This window comes from Clostridium cuniculi, assembly GCF_004353185.1.
Taxonomy (GTDB): Bacteria; Bacillota; Clostridia; order Clostridiales; family Clostridiaceae; genus Clostridium; species Clostridium cuniculi.
This window is the reverse complement of the sequence record NZ_SMUS01000051.1, coordinates 1-19,985: the sequence shown is the minus strand read 5'-3', so window position 1 is coordinate 19,985 and position 19,985 is coordinate 1. Positions and strand designations below refer to the sequence as shown.

16 protein-coding genes are annotated in these 19,985 nt (G+C 28.1%); 5 read left to right on the top strand and 11 right to left on the bottom strand.

Annotated elements, in window-relative coordinates; genetic code table 11:
- Positions 1-389 precede the first annotated feature (389 nt).
- From yjbM to EJJ37_RS17900, 8 genes are all read right to left on the bottom strand, one after another.
- Positions 390-1,187 carry a GTP diphosphokinase gene (yjbM, locus tag EJJ37_RS17935; protein ID WP_133016857.1) on the bottom strand — a complete coding sequence of 266 codons (798 nt, stop codon included), beginning with the start codon at positions 1,185-1,187 and terminating at the stop codon, positions 390-392.
- A 143-nt stretch (positions 1,188-1,330) separates the two neighbouring features.
- Positions 1,331-2,020 carry a metallophosphoesterase gene (locus EJJ37_RS17930; protein ID WP_133016856.1) on the bottom strand — a complete coding sequence of 230 codons (690 nt, stop codon included), beginning with the start codon at positions 2,018-2,020 and terminating at the stop codon, positions 1,331-1,333.
- A gap of 135 nt (positions 2,021-2,155) precedes the next feature.
- A complete protein-coding gene (locus tag EJJ37_RS17925; protein ID WP_133016855.1) occupies positions 2,156-3,007 on the bottom strand; it encodes a BglG family transcription antiterminator in 852 nt (283 codons plus the stop codon).
- A gap of 117 nt (positions 3,008-3,124) precedes the next feature.
- Positions 3,125-4,345, bottom strand: a complete 1,221-nt coding sequence (gene tyrS, locus EJJ37_RS17920) for a tyrosine--tRNA ligase (protein WP_133016854.1) — start codon at positions 4,343-4,345, stop codon at positions 3,125-3,127.
- Between the two features lie 192 nt (positions 4,346-4,537).
- Complete coding sequence (locus EJJ37_RS17915) at positions 4,538-4,951, bottom strand: hypothetical protein (protein WP_133016853.1); 414 nt, start codon at positions 4,949-4,951, stop codon at positions 4,538-4,540.
- Between the two features lie 171 nt (positions 4,952-5,122).
- Positions 5,123-6,268 carry an AlbA family DNA-binding domain-containing protein gene (locus EJJ37_RS17910; protein WP_133016852.1) on the bottom strand — a complete coding sequence of 382 codons (1,146 nt, stop codon included), beginning with the start codon at positions 6,266-6,268 and terminating at the stop codon, positions 5,123-5,125.
- Between the two features lie 267 nt (positions 6,269-6,535).
- Positions 6,536-7,663: a Ger(x)C family spore germination protein gene (locus EJJ37_RS17905; RefSeq protein WP_133016851.1), complete on the bottom strand. Its 1,128-nt coding sequence runs from the start codon at positions 7,661-7,663 to the stop codon at positions 6,536-6,538.
- On the bottom strand, positions 7,650-9,071 hold the full coding sequence (locus EJJ37_RS17900; protein ID WP_133016850.1) for a spore germination protein: 1,422 nt from the start codon (positions 9,069-9,071) through the stop codon (positions 7,650-7,652). The genes EJJ37_RS17905 and EJJ37_RS17900 overlap by 14 nt, the downstream gene beginning before the upstream one ends.
- Positions 9,072-9,174: 103 nt before the next feature.
- Here EJJ37_RS17900 and EJJ37_RS17895 point away from each other — a divergent pair, with 103 nt between their 5' ends.
- The 3 genes from EJJ37_RS17895 (at position 9,175) to trpS (ending at position 11,806) form a co-directional block, all read left to right on the top strand.
- The gene (locus tag EJJ37_RS17895; RefSeq protein ID WP_133016849.1) at positions 9,175-10,245 is read left to right on the top strand and encodes an endospore germination permease; all 1,071 of its coding nucleotides are present in this window, start codon (positions 9,175-9,177) and stop codon (positions 10,243-10,245) included.
- Positions 10,246-10,428: 183 nt separating this feature from the next.
- Complete coding sequence (locus tag EJJ37_RS17890) at positions 10,429-10,593, top strand: zinc-ribbon domain-containing protein (RefSeq protein WP_133016848.1); 165 nt, start codon at positions 10,429-10,431, stop codon at positions 10,591-10,593.
- A gap of 205 nt (positions 10,594-10,798) precedes the next feature.
- The gene (gene trpS / locus EJJ37_RS17885) at positions 10,799-11,806 is read left to right on the top strand and encodes a tryptophan--tRNA ligase (RefSeq protein WP_133016847.1); all 1,008 of its coding nucleotides are present in this window, start codon (positions 10,799-10,801) and stop codon (positions 11,804-11,806) included.
- 68 nt (positions 11,807-11,874) lie between these two features.
- Here the strand turns inward: trpS and galU are convergent, their stop codons facing one another.
- Positions 11,875-12,747, bottom strand: coding sequence for a UTP--glucose-1-phosphate uridylyltransferase GalU (gene galU, locus EJJ37_RS17880; protein WP_133016846.1), 873 nt, complete (start codon positions 12,745-12,747; stop codon positions 11,875-11,877).
- 293 nt (positions 12,748-13,040) lie between these two features.
- Here galU and brnQ point away from each other — a divergent pair, with 293 nt between their 5' ends.
- Positions 13,041-14,294, top strand: coding sequence for a branched-chain amino acid transport system II carrier protein (gene brnQ, locus EJJ37_RS17875; RefSeq protein WP_133016845.1), 1,254 nt, complete (start codon positions 13,041-13,043; stop codon positions 14,292-14,294).
- 52 nt (positions 14,295-14,346) lie between these two features.
- On the opposite strand, the gene EJJ37_RS17870 is transcribed toward brnQ, so the two are convergent.
- A complete protein-coding gene (locus tag EJJ37_RS17870; protein ID WP_133016844.1) occupies positions 14,347-17,676 on the bottom strand; it encodes an N-acetylmuramoyl-L-alanine amidase in 3,330 nt (1,109 codons plus the stop codon).
- 744 nt (positions 17,677-18,420) lie between these two features.
- Between EJJ37_RS17870 and EJJ37_RS17865 the strand changes: the two genes are divergently transcribed.
- The gene (locus tag EJJ37_RS17865) at positions 18,421-19,590 is read left to right on the top strand and encodes a hypothetical protein (RefSeq protein ID WP_133016843.1); all 1,170 of its coding nucleotides are present in this window, start codon (positions 18,421-18,423) and stop codon (positions 19,588-19,590) included.
- A 108-nt stretch (positions 19,591-19,698) separates the two neighbouring features.
- Here EJJ37_RS17865 and EJJ37_RS17860 read toward each other — a convergent pair.
- Positions 19,699-19,985: GDP-mannose 4,6-dehydratase (locus EJJ37_RS17860; RefSeq protein WP_193553918.1), on the bottom strand; the 287-nt coding region annotated here is incomplete at its 5' end.

Here is a 19,985-nt window from a genome sequence, read left to right as displayed (position 1 = left end):
TTCTGCTATATTTTATATAATAAATTGTTAACTTCTAAATATATATATTTAAATAAACTAAAAATATTAATATACAAATTAACTTTAATATAAGAAAAATTTGTAGCACAAAACATTAACTATAAAGATGCGTGTTATAAGCAAACACATGTAAAAAGAAAAAAATGAAATATTTATTTGGAGGTATCATTGAAATTAAGCCGTAGAATTTAATAATTGATGGAGTAAAGTTGCGTAAAAAAGTTTTTACTGTTTGAGCGAACAGCGAGTTTAAAAACTTTAGCAAACTTTACGGAATCAATTATATAAATTCTAGGTGAAAATTTCACCATTACCGGAAAATAAATATTTCATTTTTTCGCTTCCATGTGGTACGCAATATTATTCAATTATTCGCTTTCTTTGTAGCGTATAATGTCTTTTTTGATGGTGCTTAAAAGGTTATTTAGCTCCCAAACTTCACCCTCATCTACAAGTTTATTTAACATGCCCTGATATCTACTTGCTTCTGCTGTTTTGCCTAGAGACATTAAAGTCATTATATTGTTCATTATATTAGTTATTATATCTGACTTAACTTCAAATAACCTTTGGGCATCTTTTATTTCGTCCTTTATTTCTAGCATCTGCTCATCTAAATTAAATGCTGAGTCTGCTGCTTCTTTTAGCTTATCTTGTATTTCTTTAGGTATATGCTGTTTATACTTATAATTTAAAGAATGCTCTATTGTTGCCCAGAAATTCATTGCTAAAGTTCTTATTTGAAACTCTGCTAATATATCCTTTGGACCTTCTGCCATATAAACAGTATACTTAATAATCATATGATAACTTCTATATCCGCTTTGCTTAACATTTCTTACATAGTCTTTTTCATAAAGTATTTGCATATCTCGTCTTGCTCTAATAAGTTCAATAACTGTATCTATGTCATCAACAAACTGGCACATTATTCTTATACCAGCTATATCCTCCATTTCTTGACCTACTCTATCAAGAGGAATTCCAAACTTATTTGCCTTTTCTAAAAGACTTGAAACTTCCTTAACTCTTCCTGTAACAAACTCAATTGGAGAATATTCATTTCTTTTTCTATATTCTTTTCTTATACTCTTTAGTTTAACCTTAAGCTCATCTACCGCTTGTTCATAAGGCATAAGGAAACTCTTCCAACTTTGCATTGCCATAAAACATCACCCTTATATTTAGTACAAATACATTATATCAAAAACACCAAAAACTGTAACTAAAAATCACATACTTAAAATTTCAGTTTTAAAAGTATAATATCCCTATAATATATATTTTTTATACATTAATTTATATCTATTTAATCTAATATCTTAATCGGGTTAAAATCAATAAAATCACATGAAGTCATTATATATTCTACTCCATTAATGTCTCCTTCTATTGCCTTTACATTAGCTGGTCCATGTAAGTGCCCATAGACAACTTTTTCAACCTTATATTCTTGAAAAATCTTCATAAACTCAGTTTCTTCTCTTTCATTACTGAAAGGTGGATAATGAATCATTACAATAAATTTATTAAATCCAGCCTTTTTTGCTGAATCTAATGATAATTTCATTCTTATTTGCTCTCTTGCATATATCTTTGCGTCTTTAGAATTAAATTTATCACTACTTGGATCAATCCATCCTCTAGTTCCACAAATAGCATAATCATTATAAATATAAAAATTATTTTGTACGAATTTCATATTATCATACATAGCATTTAATTTTGATATGCTACTCCACCAATAATCATGATTTCCCTTACTTATAATTTTTTTACCTGGTAAATTGCTTATCCATTCTAAATCTATTTTACTATCTTCAGATTTCATAGACCAAGAAATATCTCCAGCAATTAATACTGTATCTTCCTCTGTTATCTTATCTGTCCAATTCTTCTTTATCTTTTCATCATGGTTAATCCAATGGCCACCGAATATATCCATAGGCTTATCTGTACTTAATGCAAGATGTAAATCGGAAATAGCATATAAAGCCATAGTACTCCCCCTTATCTCCTGTTTAAACTTATCATTTATATATTATAACCACTTAATCTTAAAATAAAAATACTCTGAGGTCAATCCAAATATTGGATTGACCTCAGAGGCGCATACATTTTTTTACAAAGAACTTTAGTTATGGGATAGTGATATCCTAAACCTTTCAATATGCATAGCTATATATGCTACTTCATTTTCACAAACTTCGCATTCTAATGTATCACTAATAATCTTTGCTACATCTTTTGATATTGTGTAAGAAAGCTTGTACTTTTCCTTTATAATATCTTTAAGAGTATTTTCTATTTTTTTGTCATTCATAACTCTCTCAATTGCAAATCTAATATGAATTAAAAATCTAGTATAATCTAATGATTGTCTATCTATATAAATTCCAAGTTTATCTTCAACATACTCAACTATTGTATTACTTAAATATGCATATTTTATTGTATTGGCTAATTTACCATTATTACGTGCAGAGTGAATGTGAATTGCAATAAAAGCTACTTCACCATCTGGAATTTTAACTTTCGCTACCTTTTCTACTCTTCTTGCTAATTTAGATGCTAAATTAAACTCTTTAGAATATAAAGCTTCTACTTCATTTAAAAATGGATTAATTATTTCTTGGTTATTCTTTAATCTCTTAACTGAAAATGATAAATGCTCTATAAGTCCTACATGTATATTTTCGTTTAACTCTTCTCCCAATTCATCTTGGATTTCTCCTAATGCTTCTTCAAATATCCCTATTAATTTATTATCTACAGTGGTTACGATTTCATTAAAGTTCTTTCTATTATCATCATCTTCTATTATAAAAATCTTACTTACTTCTGTTTTAGCTTTTATTTTATCCCCAAATTTCTTTCCAAATCCAATTCCCTTTTCAAATAATATTTTTTCTACACCCTTATCCCTAACTAACAAAACATTATTATTTATAGCCCTAGTTACTGTCACATCATTATTTATCTCCATAACTTCTCCACCTCTTATATTGGCTACTTTTAATCTTCATAAAAAAAGATTAATAAAGAGCGTGTATTAAATTAATATAAAATTATACTTCTAATACAAGCTCTTCTATTTATAAGTTTATTCAATTACAATTTTATTATAATTCTTTTTACCTCTTTTAATTAAAGCTGCTCCATCTTGTATATCTTCTTCAGTGAATACTCTTGTTATTTCTGTAACCTTTTCTCCATTTATAGAAAGACCACCTTGTTGAATTAATCTTCTTCCTTCTGCCTTTGAAGGAACTATCTTAGCTTCAGCTATAACATCAAGAATAGTTTTTCCAAAGCTTTCAGATGTAACTGTAACTGTTGGAACATTACTCATATCAACTCCACCAGCAAATAATGCTTCTGCAGCTGATTTAGCCTTGTTTGCTTCCTCTTCACCATGAACAAGCTTAGTTATTTCATAAGCAAGAACTGTTTTTGCTTTATTTATTTCTGCACCTTCTAAAGCTCCAAGTCTTCTTACTTCATCCATAGGTAAGAATGTTAATAACGCTAAACATTTCTCAACATCAGCATCGTCTACATTTCTCCAGTATTGATAGAAATCAAATGGTGATGTTTTTTCTGGATCTAACCATAATGCTCCACCAACTGTTTTACCCATCTTTTGACCTTGGCTATTAGTTAATAATGTACAAGTCATTGCCATAGCTTGACCTTGAGCTTTTCTTCTAACTAACTCAACACCTGCAATCATATTTGACCATTGGTCATCTCCACCTAATTGCATTTTACAGTTATACTTTTGATTTAATACGTAGAAATCATATCCTTGCATTAACATATAGTTAAATTCTAAGAATGATAATCCCTTTTCTAATCTTTGTTTGAAGCATTCAGCTGTTAACATTCTATTTACAGAGAAGTGAACTCCTACTTCTCTTAAGAAGTCAACATAATTTAAGTTTAATAACCAATCTGCATTATTTACTAAAATAGCCTTATCATCTGAGAAATCTATGAACTTCTCCATTTGCTTCTTTATACAAGAAACATTATGCTGAATTTGCTCTTTTGTAAGCATAGATCTCATATCAGTTTTTCCAGATGGATCTCCAACCATTGCAGTTCCTCCACCAAGTAAAGCTATCGGTCTATGTCCTGCTCTTTGCATATGAGCCATAAACATCATTGCTATAAAATGACCTACATGTAAACTATCAGCTGTTGGATCAAATCCTATATAAAAAGTTATTTTCTCCTTTTCTAGCAATTCTCTTGTTTCTTCTTCATGAGTAAATTGCTTTATGTATCCACGGTCTAATAACTCGTCTAAAACGTTAGCCATCTCCTTACCTCCTATAAAACTTCATATATTACTTAGTATATATTTATTAGAACCTTTTATCAAGAAAATTTAACTTTTAAAAAGCTTATATTTAAACTTTATCAATAATCTATATGAACTCTTTTAAACTTAAAGCTACCCAAACTTGAGTAGCTTTATTTATAATTTATTTAAATTTAATTATTTTCAATCCTATGCTACGTATTCTTTAATACATGATGGTACTTCTTCAGCATTATCAACATTAATATTAATATATACATTAATACCAAATCTATCTGTTAATCCAGCTATCTTTCTAAACAATTCTGTGGAATCCTTCATAGTACATCTAACAATGTTTGATAATCCATCAATATAGATATTTTCAATATCATAATTAGATGAAATTATCCCACATAACATACCATAAAAACTTTGACAATCATCAACATTATATTCATTAGTATCTACAAATCGTATACCTCTTGCTAACTGTAACATTGGTCTAGAATCATCATCAATATAAACGGCATCGCCTTTAGCGCTTATTTGTTGGTGGTTGGCTAATTCTATTAACCTTTTTGTTTTTCCAGAGCCTCTTCTTGCACAAAAAACTTGAATCATTGGAACCACTCCTTCTTTTTAATTATTTTATATAGTTAATTATCTTCACATTTCTGTTGAAGATATAAGTTAAAACTTTTTACACATAATTAAAAATTCTAGCAAAATAATTTTTAGTACAATAACCCTTCTTCATTTTTCTTTAAAGTTATCATTAACCATTAAACTTTATTATTCAATGTTCATTGGCAAAATAACTTTAAAACAGTCATCTAATGTTGAATTTATTAACCGTACCTTTCTTTTTCCTTTGAATGCTTCCTTTATTCTCACTAATCCATTACCATCATTAATAAATCTCTTACCTTCATCTAAAGATATTAGCTTATCATAAATCCACATATTTCTCTTATTATATCCCATATCTCCAAACATATTACCCTTAGCTACTAGTTGCCCTGGACTTATAATTATTACTGAATTCTTAGTTAATATTATCTCTATTAACCTGTCTATAATTGAATATTCTCTATACATTACTGAATTTTTTACTGCTTCCATAACAGCAAAAACTGGATAACCTCTTGGTAATAACGTATACATTTCTTTTTCTGTTTTATCTATCATATCTAATAGATTACCATTTATCATAATTGATCTAGGATAATTCTCGTTTACTTTATTTATTATTCTTATTGCATTATTAGGAATACATATATTATTACTATCACAAAATACTAATAATCCACCAAAAGTACATCTAACTTTCCTATTTCTTTTATCTAAATAAGTTATACCTGCACTTTCTAGTAGAAACTTTTCATTTTCTCTATTAATCTCTATTCCTTTACTTTTAAAATATCTTTCTATTAATTCCTTATTTAAAAATTCAGAACTACTATTTACTACTTGGCATGTTTCAACTGTTAATAGTTGATTTTCTTCAAATGCCGCTACAAGTTCTGATTTTCTCATAGTGTCTGTAATAGATCCCCTTCTTATATGAAATGCTCCTGTTTCCTTTATTTGATAAGGCTTTTGTCCTCCATCAAATATTGTTATTATTCCAATATCAATCCCATCCAAATTTACAATTTCCACCTTTATGGGAATTGGCGGCTCACATCTTGAACTTACAACTTGTTGAATTTTTTCTTCCTCTAAGGATTTCCCCTTATTAATTCCAACTAATCGTTTTGTTCTGTCCTCAACTCCTATTATTAGATATCCTCTTCCCCCTTTAGAATTTGCTATAGCACATACATCCTTTGCAAGCTCCTTCTTACCAGCTTCTGATGAAATATCTATTTTCAGTTTAAAATCTAACTTAGTCCCTTCCCTCTGTTGTATTAAAGATAGTAGTTTCTTCTTATTCATAATATTTTACCTTAAACTCTCTCTAAGATATAATATTCAACTTAACCTAAAACTGCTAATTTTAGCACTAAGTTTTAATAAAAAATTTATAGTAATATATTATATTTATAATAAACAAAAAAAGAACAAAGAAAATAACTTTATTGTTATATTATCCCTTGTTCTTTTACACTTGGTAACTTTAAGTTTTATCTATATTAATTTAATAGTATGCTTCTATATTTCTTTTATTACTAACTTGATTATATTATTAATACTTTTAAAACATTAAAGACTATCCTTTACAACTCCTGTTCCTTTTATAATTACTTTAGTATTAACCTCTACCTCAGTAACACTTAAAGGATTATCTATATTTTCATTTGGATAGTACATCTCCGCTAATCTATCAATATCAAAAATATCTAGATTTTGTTTCTTATATTTATTAAATAAGTATTCAGCATATCCACTTATATATGCTTCTTCATTTACTTTAATATAGTCTAACGCATTAGCATCTACTATTAATTCTCCTTGTATCTCACTTACCGATACCTCAACATTAACATCTTTTATTAGCTTATACTTTCCATCTTGAAATTCTAACTTATCCTTCATGCTACTATCTAATATTTGTAATGTAATAAAATTCTCTTTACTCTCAGGATTACTAATCTCTAAGGTCCCACTTTTTGCATTACCCATCATAATATTGTAAATTAAACTATTTTCAATATCTATTTTTTCTACTAAAACATTATCTTTAAAAATAGATGAACCTTGTATTTGAATCTTTTTATCTATAGCATTATCTTCTAATGATATTGATGTTAATAAAGCTGTATTACTTCCCATTAAGATATTACTTAAATAATAGTTTATATTTGATTTCACAGCCCTAGGATTATACTTTTCCTTACCAACTAAATCATTTAAAAATAATCCTAAATATTCTTCATCTGTAGATACAGTCTTTAATAACTCCTCTACATCTCCATAGTATACAAATGCACTTGGCTTCATTGAAAATTCACTATTATTATTAATTAAATCTAAAAACTTTTTAATCCCTTTTCTAGAAGCTTTTTCAGTAAAAATATAAGCCCTTGTTTGACTATAATCTAGCTTAAAACTTGATGCCCTATTTATATCATTTAGTGCTTCTAAAGCTGTTTTACCTATGCCTTTATAAATTATTCTTCTTCCTTTATCGGAACTATCATTAGTACTTCTATAAGGCTTAATACAATCTAAATAAACTATTTTTTGCCCTAAATCATCTACATCAAAAATAATACTTGTTGGAAATGTAACTTTATTAATATCATGATAATCGAAACAACCAGTTAAAAGTAATGGTAGAAGTAATAAACTTAACAATATAGAAGCTTTTCTTCTTTTATTTTTCAGCATTCTTCTTGCCTCCTGTTCCTATTATCCTTCTTGAAATTCTATCTAATTTACCTCTAAAAAATACATCTTTAAATCTATATTCACTTATACTACCTAATGGGAATAAGAATGGATATCCCACTGATTCTAATTCTGCTATTTGAATAATATAAATTAATGAGGCACATAAAAATCCTGGTATTCCAAGTAATGATGCTGATAACATTATTACTATTGACCAAAATGAAACAGCTCCATATACCTTAGGTATTAGGAAGTAACTTAATGTACTTATTGCAACTACTATTATTGTAATTCTTGATGCAATTCCAGCTCCTACTGCTGCATCACCTAAAATAAGAGCAGAAACTATACTCATTGCTCCACCAATTGGCTGTGGCAACCTCAATCCAGCTTCTTTTATAAGTTGGAAAGCTATCATCATAATAAATACTTCAACAACTGTTGGTAATGGTACTCCAGCTCTTGATACAGCAAGCCTAAATACAAAAAGACTTGGTATCATTGAAAAATGATATGTAATGATTCCAACATAAAGTCCTGGTAAAAATGAAGCAATTAAAAATGCAAACCATCTTAATATTCTATTAAAATTTGTATAGTATCTATTTATATAATAGTCATCTGGCATTTGAAAATTTTCTAAAAAGAAATATGGTACTGTAATTACAAATGGTGTTCCATCAACTAAAATGCCTATACGTCCTTCAAAAATCTTTGCTGCAACTTCATCTGGCTTTTCAGTATATCCTACTGTATCAAAAAAAGAATGCTGCTTCTTTAAATTCACTTCTATATAATTTGAATCTAAAACAAATCTCAAATCTAAATTTTTAAGTGTATCCTTTACCTTATTAACTAAATCATCTGGGGCAACTCCCTTTATATATGCAATTGCAACTGCAGTTTGTGATTCTTCTCCAACTATAACAGTTTCAAATTTTAAGTCCGGATTCTTAACACGCCTACGAATTAATGCAACATTATCTACTATAAGTTCATTAAACCCTTCTCTAGGTCCCTTTAATACTGCTTCAGTTTCTGGAATTCCTATACCTCTTCTTGGAAAGTTTTTAACCTCACAGAATATAATTTCGTTAAAATCCTTTAAAATTAATATTACATCTCCAGATAATACATGCATAAGTGCATCATCTCCATCTTTAGCCATTCCTGTTGCACTTATATCAAGTACCTTTTCTAATAAATCATTTGGACACTTTATACTTGTATTTTTTAATTCCCCAAATCCTCTTAATGGTAATATTAAGTATTCCATCATCCATTGACCATTACATAAGTCATCTATAAATACTAAAGTACCATCTCCTATTATTGTTTTAACATCTCTATATTTGACATCAAAACATCCTTCAAATCTTTCTTTTACATAATTTAAATTATCCATTTACATCACCTAAGGATATTATTCCTCTCACCATGTTTAATATTCATTTTTTTGAGAATAATAAAATAGACTTAGCATATATTTAGAATTTGGAGGAAAAGAAATGAATAAATTATCAGCAAAACACTTTATACTTTTTGTCTTTGGTGTTACATATATATCTTTTAAAACATATCCCTCTTTGTTTATTGTAGAAGGGGGAAGAGACACATGGCTATATACATTAATTATTTATTTAATTTTCTTTGCATTTGCCATGTACTTAATTTATGTTATGGATTCTCGAAAGGTTTATAATATAAATGAAGTTTTTACTCAGGGATTATCTAAACCTTTAGGTAACATATTTTTATTTTTGTTTTCTCTTGGGTTATTTTTAGCAGCCCTTGAATCTGCAGCAGTGGAGACTAATGTAATTAAATCTTGCTTTTTTCTTGAGACTCCTAGTTGGTATATAATTATATTTTTTCTTATACCATCAGTTTTTTTAATTGGAAAAAGTATAAGTTCATTTTTAATTTTTGTAATAATTCTTATATCTTCATTAGGTGTTAATACCTTTATCTTATCTACAATTACTGAAAAGTATAAAGATGTGAAGTATATTATGCCTGTTTTTGCAGGTAATATAGGAAGTGAATTTTTATCAACACTTTTATTAGTTTTAGGTTCACTCTCTGCTTTTGTTATTGCTTTACCATATTTAAGATATTTAAATAGTGGAAAAAATTTAAAAAAACATAGCTTTATAGCATTAGGAATATTAGGTGCTGTATGTATTTACATTCTTATTGGAATATTATCTACATTTGGCCCAGTTAGAGCAGCTAATCTCTTTTATCCTGAGTTTACTCAAAGTCAAAGAGTTCAGCTCTGTGGCTTCTTGGAATTTGGAGATTTCTTCTTCTTATATCAGACAGTGGCTGGCTTTTTCCTAAAGTATGCAATTGCAACCTATGGAGTTTATATAATTTATAAAAAACATATAAAAAACTATAAATATTTTACTACAGTTTATACTTTAGCAATATTTATATTTGGAACATTTTTATCAAGAAATAATTATATTTTATTTTCTATTCTTAAGTACTATCAATATATTAATTTAATATTGTTTGTAGCAATACCACTAATTGCATTTACAGCTTTTGCATTAAGATCTAAGAAAAAATAATTTTATTTTTTTTCATATATCTTAAGTATGTTTGTTGCATTTTTACCAAATTATGCTATAATAATAGTGTAATAAAAATCATTAGGAAGTTCTATGATAATATCATTAAAGTACCCCTTTTTTCCTTAGGTGTATATAGTAGTTATCAAGATTAACCCTATGGATTTTAAGGAGGTATATAAAATGGAAGATAAGAAAATCATCTGTAAAGACTGTGGGAAGGAATTCATTTTTACTGTAGGAGAACAAGAATTCTATAAAGAAAAAGGATTTGAAAATGATCCTGTTAGATGTCCTGATTGCAGAAGGGCTAGAAAAGCTCAAAAGATGAATAGAGAAAGAAGATAATTCTTTTGAATTAATTAGGAGGGGCTGCTTTGCAGCTCTTCTTTTTGCATATAATCTTATATTTAGTTATGAGTCAAAAAAACAAATCAATGTTTCATTTGACATAAAATTTGGGTAATTTTATAATAGTAACTATAATTGAAATACGAAATTATAATACTTAGATAAAACGTTTTTACAGAAAAAAAGAAAAGGGGTGCTATATTTGGAAAACGTAGCAGAAAAGAAAAAAGTTATTTTTAGTGGTATTCAACCATCTGGAAATTTAACTTTAGGAAATTACTTAGGAGCCTTAAAAAACTGGGTTAAACTTCAAGATGAATATGACTGCTTCTTCTGTGTAGTTGATTTACATGCTATAACAGTTAAACAACTTCCTGCAGACCTAAGAAAAAGAACTTTAGAAGTTTTAGCCATTTATGTAGCTTGTGGTATTGACCCTGAGAAAAACACATTATTTATTCAATCTCATGTACCAGCTCATTCTGAAGGTGCTTGGCTTTTAACATGTAATACTTATATGGGTGAACTTTCAAGAATGACTCAATATAAAGATAAATCTCAAAAGCATGGTGATTCTATTCCTGCAGGTCTATTTACTTATCCAGTACTTATGGCTGCTGATATTTTATTATATAATACGGATTTAGTTCCTGTTGGTATTGACCAAAAGCAACATTTAGAATTAGCTAGAGACTTAGCTAATAGATTTAATAATGCTTATAGCCCAACATTTAAAATTCCGGATCCATATATTCCACCAGTTGGTGCTAAGGTAATGAGCTTACAAGAGCCAACTAAGAAAATGTCAAAATCAGATGATAATCCAAATAGCTATATCTTAATTATGGATTCACCTGATGTTATAAGAAAGAAAATAGCAAGAGCCGTTACTGATAGTATTGGTGTTATTAACTATTCTGATGAGCAACCTGGAGTTAAAAACTTACTTGATATTCTAATTGCAATTAAAGGATATAGCAAAGAAGAAGTTGTATCTCTATATAAAGGCAAAGGATATGCAGACTTAAAGAAAGATGTTGCAGATGCAATAGTAGATGAATTAGCTCCAATTCAAGAAAAAGTTAATAACTTACTTAAAGATAAAAAGACTTTAGAAGAAATCTATAAGTTAGGTGCAGAAAAAGCCAATTATGCTGCTCTTAAGAATTTAAGAAAAATGCAAAAGAAAATTGGTCTTATACCAAGATAACAGTTTAAATAATAGGTTAATAATAAAAGTCGGCAAAAATGCCGACTTTTACTTTAACTTATACCATTTTATTCATTTTCCCAAGGTTTTGTATTTAAATATTCAATAAAGCCTTCTCTAAGTTCCTCTCTTTTTAATGCAAATTCAACTGTTGCTTGTAAAAATCCTAGTTTATCCCCAACATCATATCTTCTACCTTCAAAATCATATGCATACATAGCTTCATTTTTTATTAAAGTCTCTAATGCATCTGTTAATTGAATTTCATTTCCTTTACCAGGTTTAGTATTTTCTAATATCTCAAAAATTTGAGGTGTAATTATATATCTTCCTAAAATAGCAACATTACTTGGTGCTTCTTCTATTGCTGGTTTTTCTACTAATCTTTTAACTTTATAAACTCTATCTTCAATATGAATTCCATCAACTATACCATATTTATCAACATTTTCAGGTGCTACAGTTTGAACTCCTAATATTGTTGTTTTATATTCATTAAAGCAATCAATTAATTGTTTTAAACAAGGAACTTCACTCTCAACAACATCATCTCCAAGCATTACAGCAAATGGCTCATTACCTACAAAAGATTTTGCACAGTGAATAGCATGCCCTAATCCTCTTGGTTCTTTTTGTCTTATATAATGAATATCTACCATATCTGATATTCCTCTAACTAAATCAAGCATTTCTTGCTTTCCTGCTTTTTCTAATTCCATTTCTAATTCAACAGATTTATCAAAATGGTCCTCTATAGATTTTTTATTTCTACCTGTTATTATTAATATTTCCTCAATTCCAGATGCAACTGCTTCTTCAATAATGTACTGAATTGTTGGTTTATCAACTATAGGTAGCATTTCCTTTGGTTGCGCCTTTGTTGCTGGTAAAAATCTTGTTCCAAGACCAGCTGCCGGTATTATAGCCTTTCTTACTTTCATTTCATTCCCTCTCTAACTAAGTAAAATTTTAGTATATATACAACTATAATAACATAATGATTTAATCAATACTATGATTTTAATTAAGAAGATAATTCAAAAAAAATATTCTTAATTAATTTCTAAATAACTCAAATATTTTCTGTAATATTTTGTTGAAAATATACTAATAAAATGTTATTATTATATCAAATTTCATAGATTAACAATGATTTTAAATTTTTTCTTAGTATTTTTTGATAATTTGTTAATCTGTTACTTAAGATATAAAAAAATTAGAAAGAGGTATACACATGAAAAATAAAATGAAAGACTCTATTGTAGTAGGATTTGCCTTATTTTCCATGTTCTTCGGTGCTGGAAACTTAATTTTCCCTCCATCACTTGGAAATAAATTAGGAGATCAATATTTATTAGGTATTATAGGATTTGTCCTAACAGGAGTTGGACTTCCTTTACTTGCTATATTAGCTTGCTCTAGAGGAAATGGTAGTTTCGAAGGTATTACAAATAAAATAGGTACTAAATTTACTTTAATCCTTACAACAGTTCTATTTTTTGCTATAGGTCCATTACTAGCAATCCCAAGAACTGCTGCAACTACTTTTGAAATTTCAATATTACCATTCTTCCCTACATGGTCACCTATAATAGTAATGGCAATTTATTTCTTAATAAATTTATTCTTTGTTCTAAGACGTTCTTCTATTATAGATACAATAGGTAAATTTTTAACACCAGCTTTAATAATTATCTTAACTATAGTAATTGTTAAAGGTGTAATAGATCCGATTGGAGAAATGGCTTCTACAGGTGCTACTAACATACTATCTACATCTTTACTTGAAGGATATCAAACAATGGATGCATTAGCTGCCTTACTATTTGCAGGAGTTATTACTTCTTCTATAATACAAAAAGGTTATAAAGGTAAAGAAGTAAATTCAGTTTTATTAAAAGCTAGTGTCATTGCTGTTATTGGTTTAGCATTCGTTTATGGTGGTTTAACATTTATAGGTGCTCATACTGTTAATTTAGTTGATGCTGGAATTAGTAATACTTCATTATTAGTATTCATTGCTAATAAAATTCTAGGAACTTTTGGTGTAGTATTAATTGGAGCTGCTATAGGACTTGCTTGCTTAACTACTTCAATTGGTTTATTAACTGCAGGAGCTACATTCTTTGAAAAAGTAACTAACGGAAAATTATCATATAAATTTAATTCTATAGCTATATCTTTAATAAGCTATGTAATAGCTTGCCAAGGTGTTGATAAAATTGTTAAATTATCAGTTCCTATACTAAATGTTTTATATCCAGTAGCTATTACAATCATTGTTGTTACTATGCTTAATAAATTCATAACTAACATTATTGCTATTAGATTATCAGTTTATGTTTCTCTAGTATGTGGATTATTATTCTCATTCTTTGGTTCTTCATTAAGCTTTATGCCATTAGCAAGTGTTGGCTTTGGTTGGGTAATTCCTACTATTATTGCTTTAGTTATTGGATTATTTATAAAACCTAAGAAAATAGCATAATACAAAAAAATAGTATTTTCTCAAACAAGAGAAAATACTATTTTTTATTTTTTTATTTTAATACTTCATTAATTCTTTTAGCTGTTATTTCTGCTAATTTTTGTTGATGACTACTAGTACTTACTTTTGCAGCCTCTGTTGGATTAGTTAAGAATCCATTTTCTATTAATATTGAAGGCATTGTAGTATTTTTACAAACATATAAATTACTATCCTTAGCCCCTCTATTATATAAACCTAAGGTAGATGAAGCTTCATTAGTTATTGCTGTTGCTAATGCTTTACTTACGGCAACCTTATCTGTAGTACTTCTAGAAGCATATGCTTTAGTTTCTAATGTTAAATCTCTTCCATCTTCAGTAATCATTCTTTCACTAATATAAGTTGTGATTGGAGTTCCTGTACTATAATATACTTCAAATCCATTTGCTGAAGAAGCACTAAATGAATTATGGTGTATTGAAACAAATAAATCCGCATTCATCTCATTTGCAACTTTGACTCTTTTCTTTAAACTTTCAGTAGAGTCTCTATCAATTATTACACTATCATATCTTGTCATGTATACTTCTATTCCTCTAGCCTCTAATTCAGCTTTTAATTTGATAGCAATTTGTAAATTTAAATTTCCTTCTACATATCTAATTCCACTATGAGTTGCTACTGCTCCTGGATCTACAGATTCAATTTCGTGACCTGGATCAACAACTACTAATTTCGCTTTTCTGTATACAAAATCTCTTTCTACAATTTGCTTACTTCCATCATTTGCTGTTATTTTTACAGTTAATTTTTTATTTCCAGTAGCCATTCCACCTAAGTTAATAGTACCTTCAAATCCAGCATTATTTCCACTTGAATACCCTGGATAAACCTTATTTACATCAGTTCTTGTTGTCCCATAAGTAATAGTTCCTAAGTCAATACCATCAACATAAACTCTTACTTCTTTAATACCACTTGATGCTACTGCCCATCCTCTTATCTTTAATTCACCTGTTGTTGTAACTGTACCACTTGTAGGCTCATCTAATGAATTTATTGATGGTAAGTTTTTAACATTAACTGTTCTGTCTATAGTTTGAGTAGTTCCATCATTTGCTGTTATTTTTACAGTTAATTTTTTATTTCCACTACCTAATGATGATATATCAATCATACCTTCAAATCCAGCATTATCTCCACTTGAGTATCCTGGATATGCTTTATTTACATCAGATCTTGATGTTCCATAAGTAACTGTACCTAAATCTTTTCCATCTGCATATACTCTTACTTCCTTAATTCCAGAATCAGCTAATGCCCATCCTCTAATCTTAAGTTGTCCTGATGCTACTGTAAGATTACTAGTAGGTTCATCCAAACAACTTCTTGATGCTAGTTTTTCAACCTTAATTGTTCTCTCTATAGTTTGAACATTTCCATCATTTGCTGTTATCTTTACAGTTAACTTTTTACTTCCTGTAGATATACTTGATATATTAACAGTTCCTTCAAATCCAGCGTTATTTCCACTTGAATATCCTGGATATGCCTTATTTACATCAGATCTTGATGTTCCATAAGTAACTGTACCTAAATCTTTTCCGTCTACATATACTCTTACTTCTTTAATACCACTTGAATCTAATGCCCATCCTCTTACTTTTACTGTTCCTTTAACTGTAATATTATTATTAGGTTCATCTAAATGACTTCTTGATGCTAGCTTTTCAACCTTAATTGTTCTTTCTATAGTTTGAATACTTCCATCATTTGCTGTTATTTTTACAGTTAATTTCTTATTTCCAGTACTTATAGATGATATGTCAACCATTCCTTCAAAACCAGCATTATTTCCGCTTGAGTATCCTGGATATGCCTTATTTACATCAGCTCTTGTTGTTCCATAAGTAACTGTACCTAAATCTTTTCCATCTACATATACTCTTACTTCTTTAATACCACTTGAATCTAATGCCCATCCTCTAACCTTTAACGTTGTTGAACCTGCTATAGAATTATTAGTCGGTTCATCTAAACAACTTCTTGATTGTAATTTTTGTATAGTAATTGTTCTCTCAATATTTTGGATTGTTCCATCATTAGATGTTATCCTTACAACTACTTTTTTATTACCAGATGTTAGACTTGAGACATCTATTGTTCCATCAAATCCTGCATTGTTTCCGCTTGAATATCCTGGATATGCATTGTTTACATCTGATCTTGTTGTTCCATAAGTAACAGCGCCAAAGTCTTTATTATCTATGTATACTCTTACTTCTTTAACTCCTGCTTGATCTAATGCCCATCCTCTAATTTTAAGATTTCCATCTGTTACAACACTATTATTAGTTGGTGCATCTAAATTACTTATTTTAGGTAAACTTACATTTCCATCTTTTACAACTATATTCCTTTTGTAACTTTGAGTTTCACCATTTCTAGCAATAATTTTTACTTCTACAGTTTTGTTTCCAGTTCCAAGGTTGCTTATATCTATTGTCTCATCAAAACCTGCATTAGATCCATTAAAGTATCCTGGATATGCTGAATTAACATCTGATCTACTAACTCCAGTACTTATAGTTGCAACCTGAGAGTTATCAACTAAAACCTTAATCTCTGTAATTCCAAAGGCATGTAAAGCCCAACCTTTAATTCTTAATTTACCATTAGTAATAACTTCTGAATTTGATGGTGATTCTAAGTTACTTTTTGCAGGTAAATATTCTGAATTAGTTGCGTCACAATATAATCTAAATAGCTCTACTCCATAGTTTGGATCAGAAGCCCAACTTCCAGTTAAGCTTAATACATCTTTTGCCTTACCTAAGATACCACTAGTAGTACCAAACCATCCTATATGTCTTGGGTCATATGTTTCATTTGATGCTAAAGCTTCATCTTTCCAACTATCAACATAAGTTGTCTTTGGATATCCTTCTGCAGCTGCATATAATGCTAAATGATCTAAATGTGCTATTACTCCTTGCTCCCAGTTGTCAAATTTCTTATGAGCATTAGCATCATAATCATCTCCACCACTTGGATTCTTTAATCCACATGGATTATGGTAAGATTCATCTAATACCCCACCAAACTTTCCATATCCAGTCTCCTTAGCAGCTTGTACATAAGCTAATACCCAGTTGACTCCACCTCTTGATTCAGCATACTGTTTGTATATTTTAGCTAAACCAACAAAAGTTTCAGTAGCATTTTTACTTCTTGCCCATGCTTCCACAGCTTCAAGTGAAGTATCTACATTTGAAACTATGTTAACATTTCCAATTGCTTTGCTTGTCGAATTGCTACTTAATGCTTGTACATTAAAATTAAAAACATTAAAGATAAACAATACACATACAAATAGTACAAGAAATTTTTTTCTCCCCATTCCATCTCCTCCGTTTTTATTGTTAGTCTAAAGTTTTTATATTATTTTTTATTCTAAAACCTCTATATATTAAGGTTTTAGAAGTTTTTCGCTTTAAATAAATATCCTCTTAATTTAATATTAAAATTAAATCATAACAAAACAAAATCAACAAAAGTTTGGAATTTTTTGTAATTATTGTTGACTTTATTACAACATATTCACTTTTATAACAGAGTTAACAATAAAATTTGTCATTTTTTGTCGTCATTAAGTCCAATTATAACTTATTTCTCTCTATATAATCAATAATTAATTAACATTATTAATTATTTTTATTTATTTTACTTAAATAAATAATATTCTTTTATCCCACTAGTAGTATATATGATAATTTAATACTACATAATGATAACATAACTTAAACATACTTGTAAATACATGTCATAATTATAATTAAATAGGAATTTAAGGTTGTTTTATGCCTTAAAAATTCTTCTATTTTTATAGCTTATGTTCTATTTTAAATAGCTTGTATATTATTGTTATATTCTGTTTAATAATATATACTAATAAAGGAAAGATTTAAAAAAATAAAGATGTTATTTTTGCTAATTAAATCGTATATTTACACTCTTGCTTTAGCAAACATCTTTTAGAAAGGAAAATATCATGAGTATCTTTACACCGATAATAATTATTTTTATATTATTATTAAACTATTACTTATATAAAAGAAACTCCTATTCAAAAAGCTTTTTTATAATGTCTAGTAGTTTTTTAATAATTTACATTCTATTTGCTATAATTATTTATTACAATAATTTATCAAATGGATTTGAGCATGGAATATTATTTGGAGATGTGGCTAATAATCACTTTTGTGATGAATATAAATATTACATAGATTCTGATATCTTATTAGGTCATTTAAAAAATGGAGATATTAGTGCATGGTTACATAAAGAATTACCTGTATATGAATTCGTAGATGCGGAAGGTCATGCTAGTTATGGAAACTACAATATCTTCGTAATCTTATTAACACTCCTTAAAGGTATAGGAATAAAATCTACTCTAGATTTAATTTTAATAAAATTATTTGTATATATTCCAACAGCAATATTTTTATATAAAACATCTAGATTATATTTAAATGAAAAACTTTCTTTAATAAGTGTAGGAATTTTTAGTTTATTACCTGGATATATATTATGTAACTCACTGCTTATGAGAGATAATATTGTAATTTGTTTAGTTTGTATATTGATTTATTACATATTAGCACAAAAAATAAATTATAAATCAATAATTTTAATTTTATTAGTAGCTATGTTGCTATTAAAATTTAGATCTTATTTATTTTTAGTTCTTATTGCATGTATTGTTTTTACTTTTAAAAATAATAAGCGTATTCTTAGCCTTATGGATATACTATACTTTATTGCAATAATTGCTACAATTTATTTCTTTGTTAATTTTAATTTTCAATTGCAACACTCAAATGCATTTTTCTCATTTTTCCAAATTACACACTTACAAGATATATTTACTACACAATTTGGAACTGGTCCTAATATGATAATTAATTTATTTTATCAATTAATTCTTCATATTATATATGATCCACCACTATTAAGCTTCTTAACAACAGGTTTAGTATATTTAGTTTTATATTCTTTAGGTAATATTTTAGGAACTATTTTAACTGTTATTTGTTGTTTAGCTTTTGTATATTTTATAATAAAAATTAAAGATAAAAAAGCCATATTCCTATTTAAATTTACTGCATATTTTACAGTACTTACTGGTTTAATAGTACTTGCTAAAGACTTATTTATAATTAATAGAATTGCCCTTCTGTGGTTGCCTCTATTTATAATAATATTACTTTATGTAGGAAATCATATAATAACTAAACCTTCAAAACATTAAAAATAACCTCTATTAAAAAGTTTAATGACTTTTAATAGAGGTTATTTTATAAATTCATACACTTAAAATAAAAAGCCCACATAAGTAGGCTTTCTATTTAATCTTTAATTATTTATACATTTCATTATAGTAATTTAAATATTCACCTGAAGTAACATTCTTCATCCATTCTTGGTTATCTAAGTACCATTGAATAGTTTTCTTAATTCCAACTTCAAATGTAGTTTCAGGATACCATCCTAATTCTTCCTTAATCTTAGTTGGGTCTATTCCGTATCTTCTATCGTGACCTTTTCTATCTTCAACATACTTAATTAAGTTTTCAGTAACTTCTTTATCAACATTTTCATTTAAGTAAGATATTACTGTCTTAACTATTGTTATGTTAGTTCTTT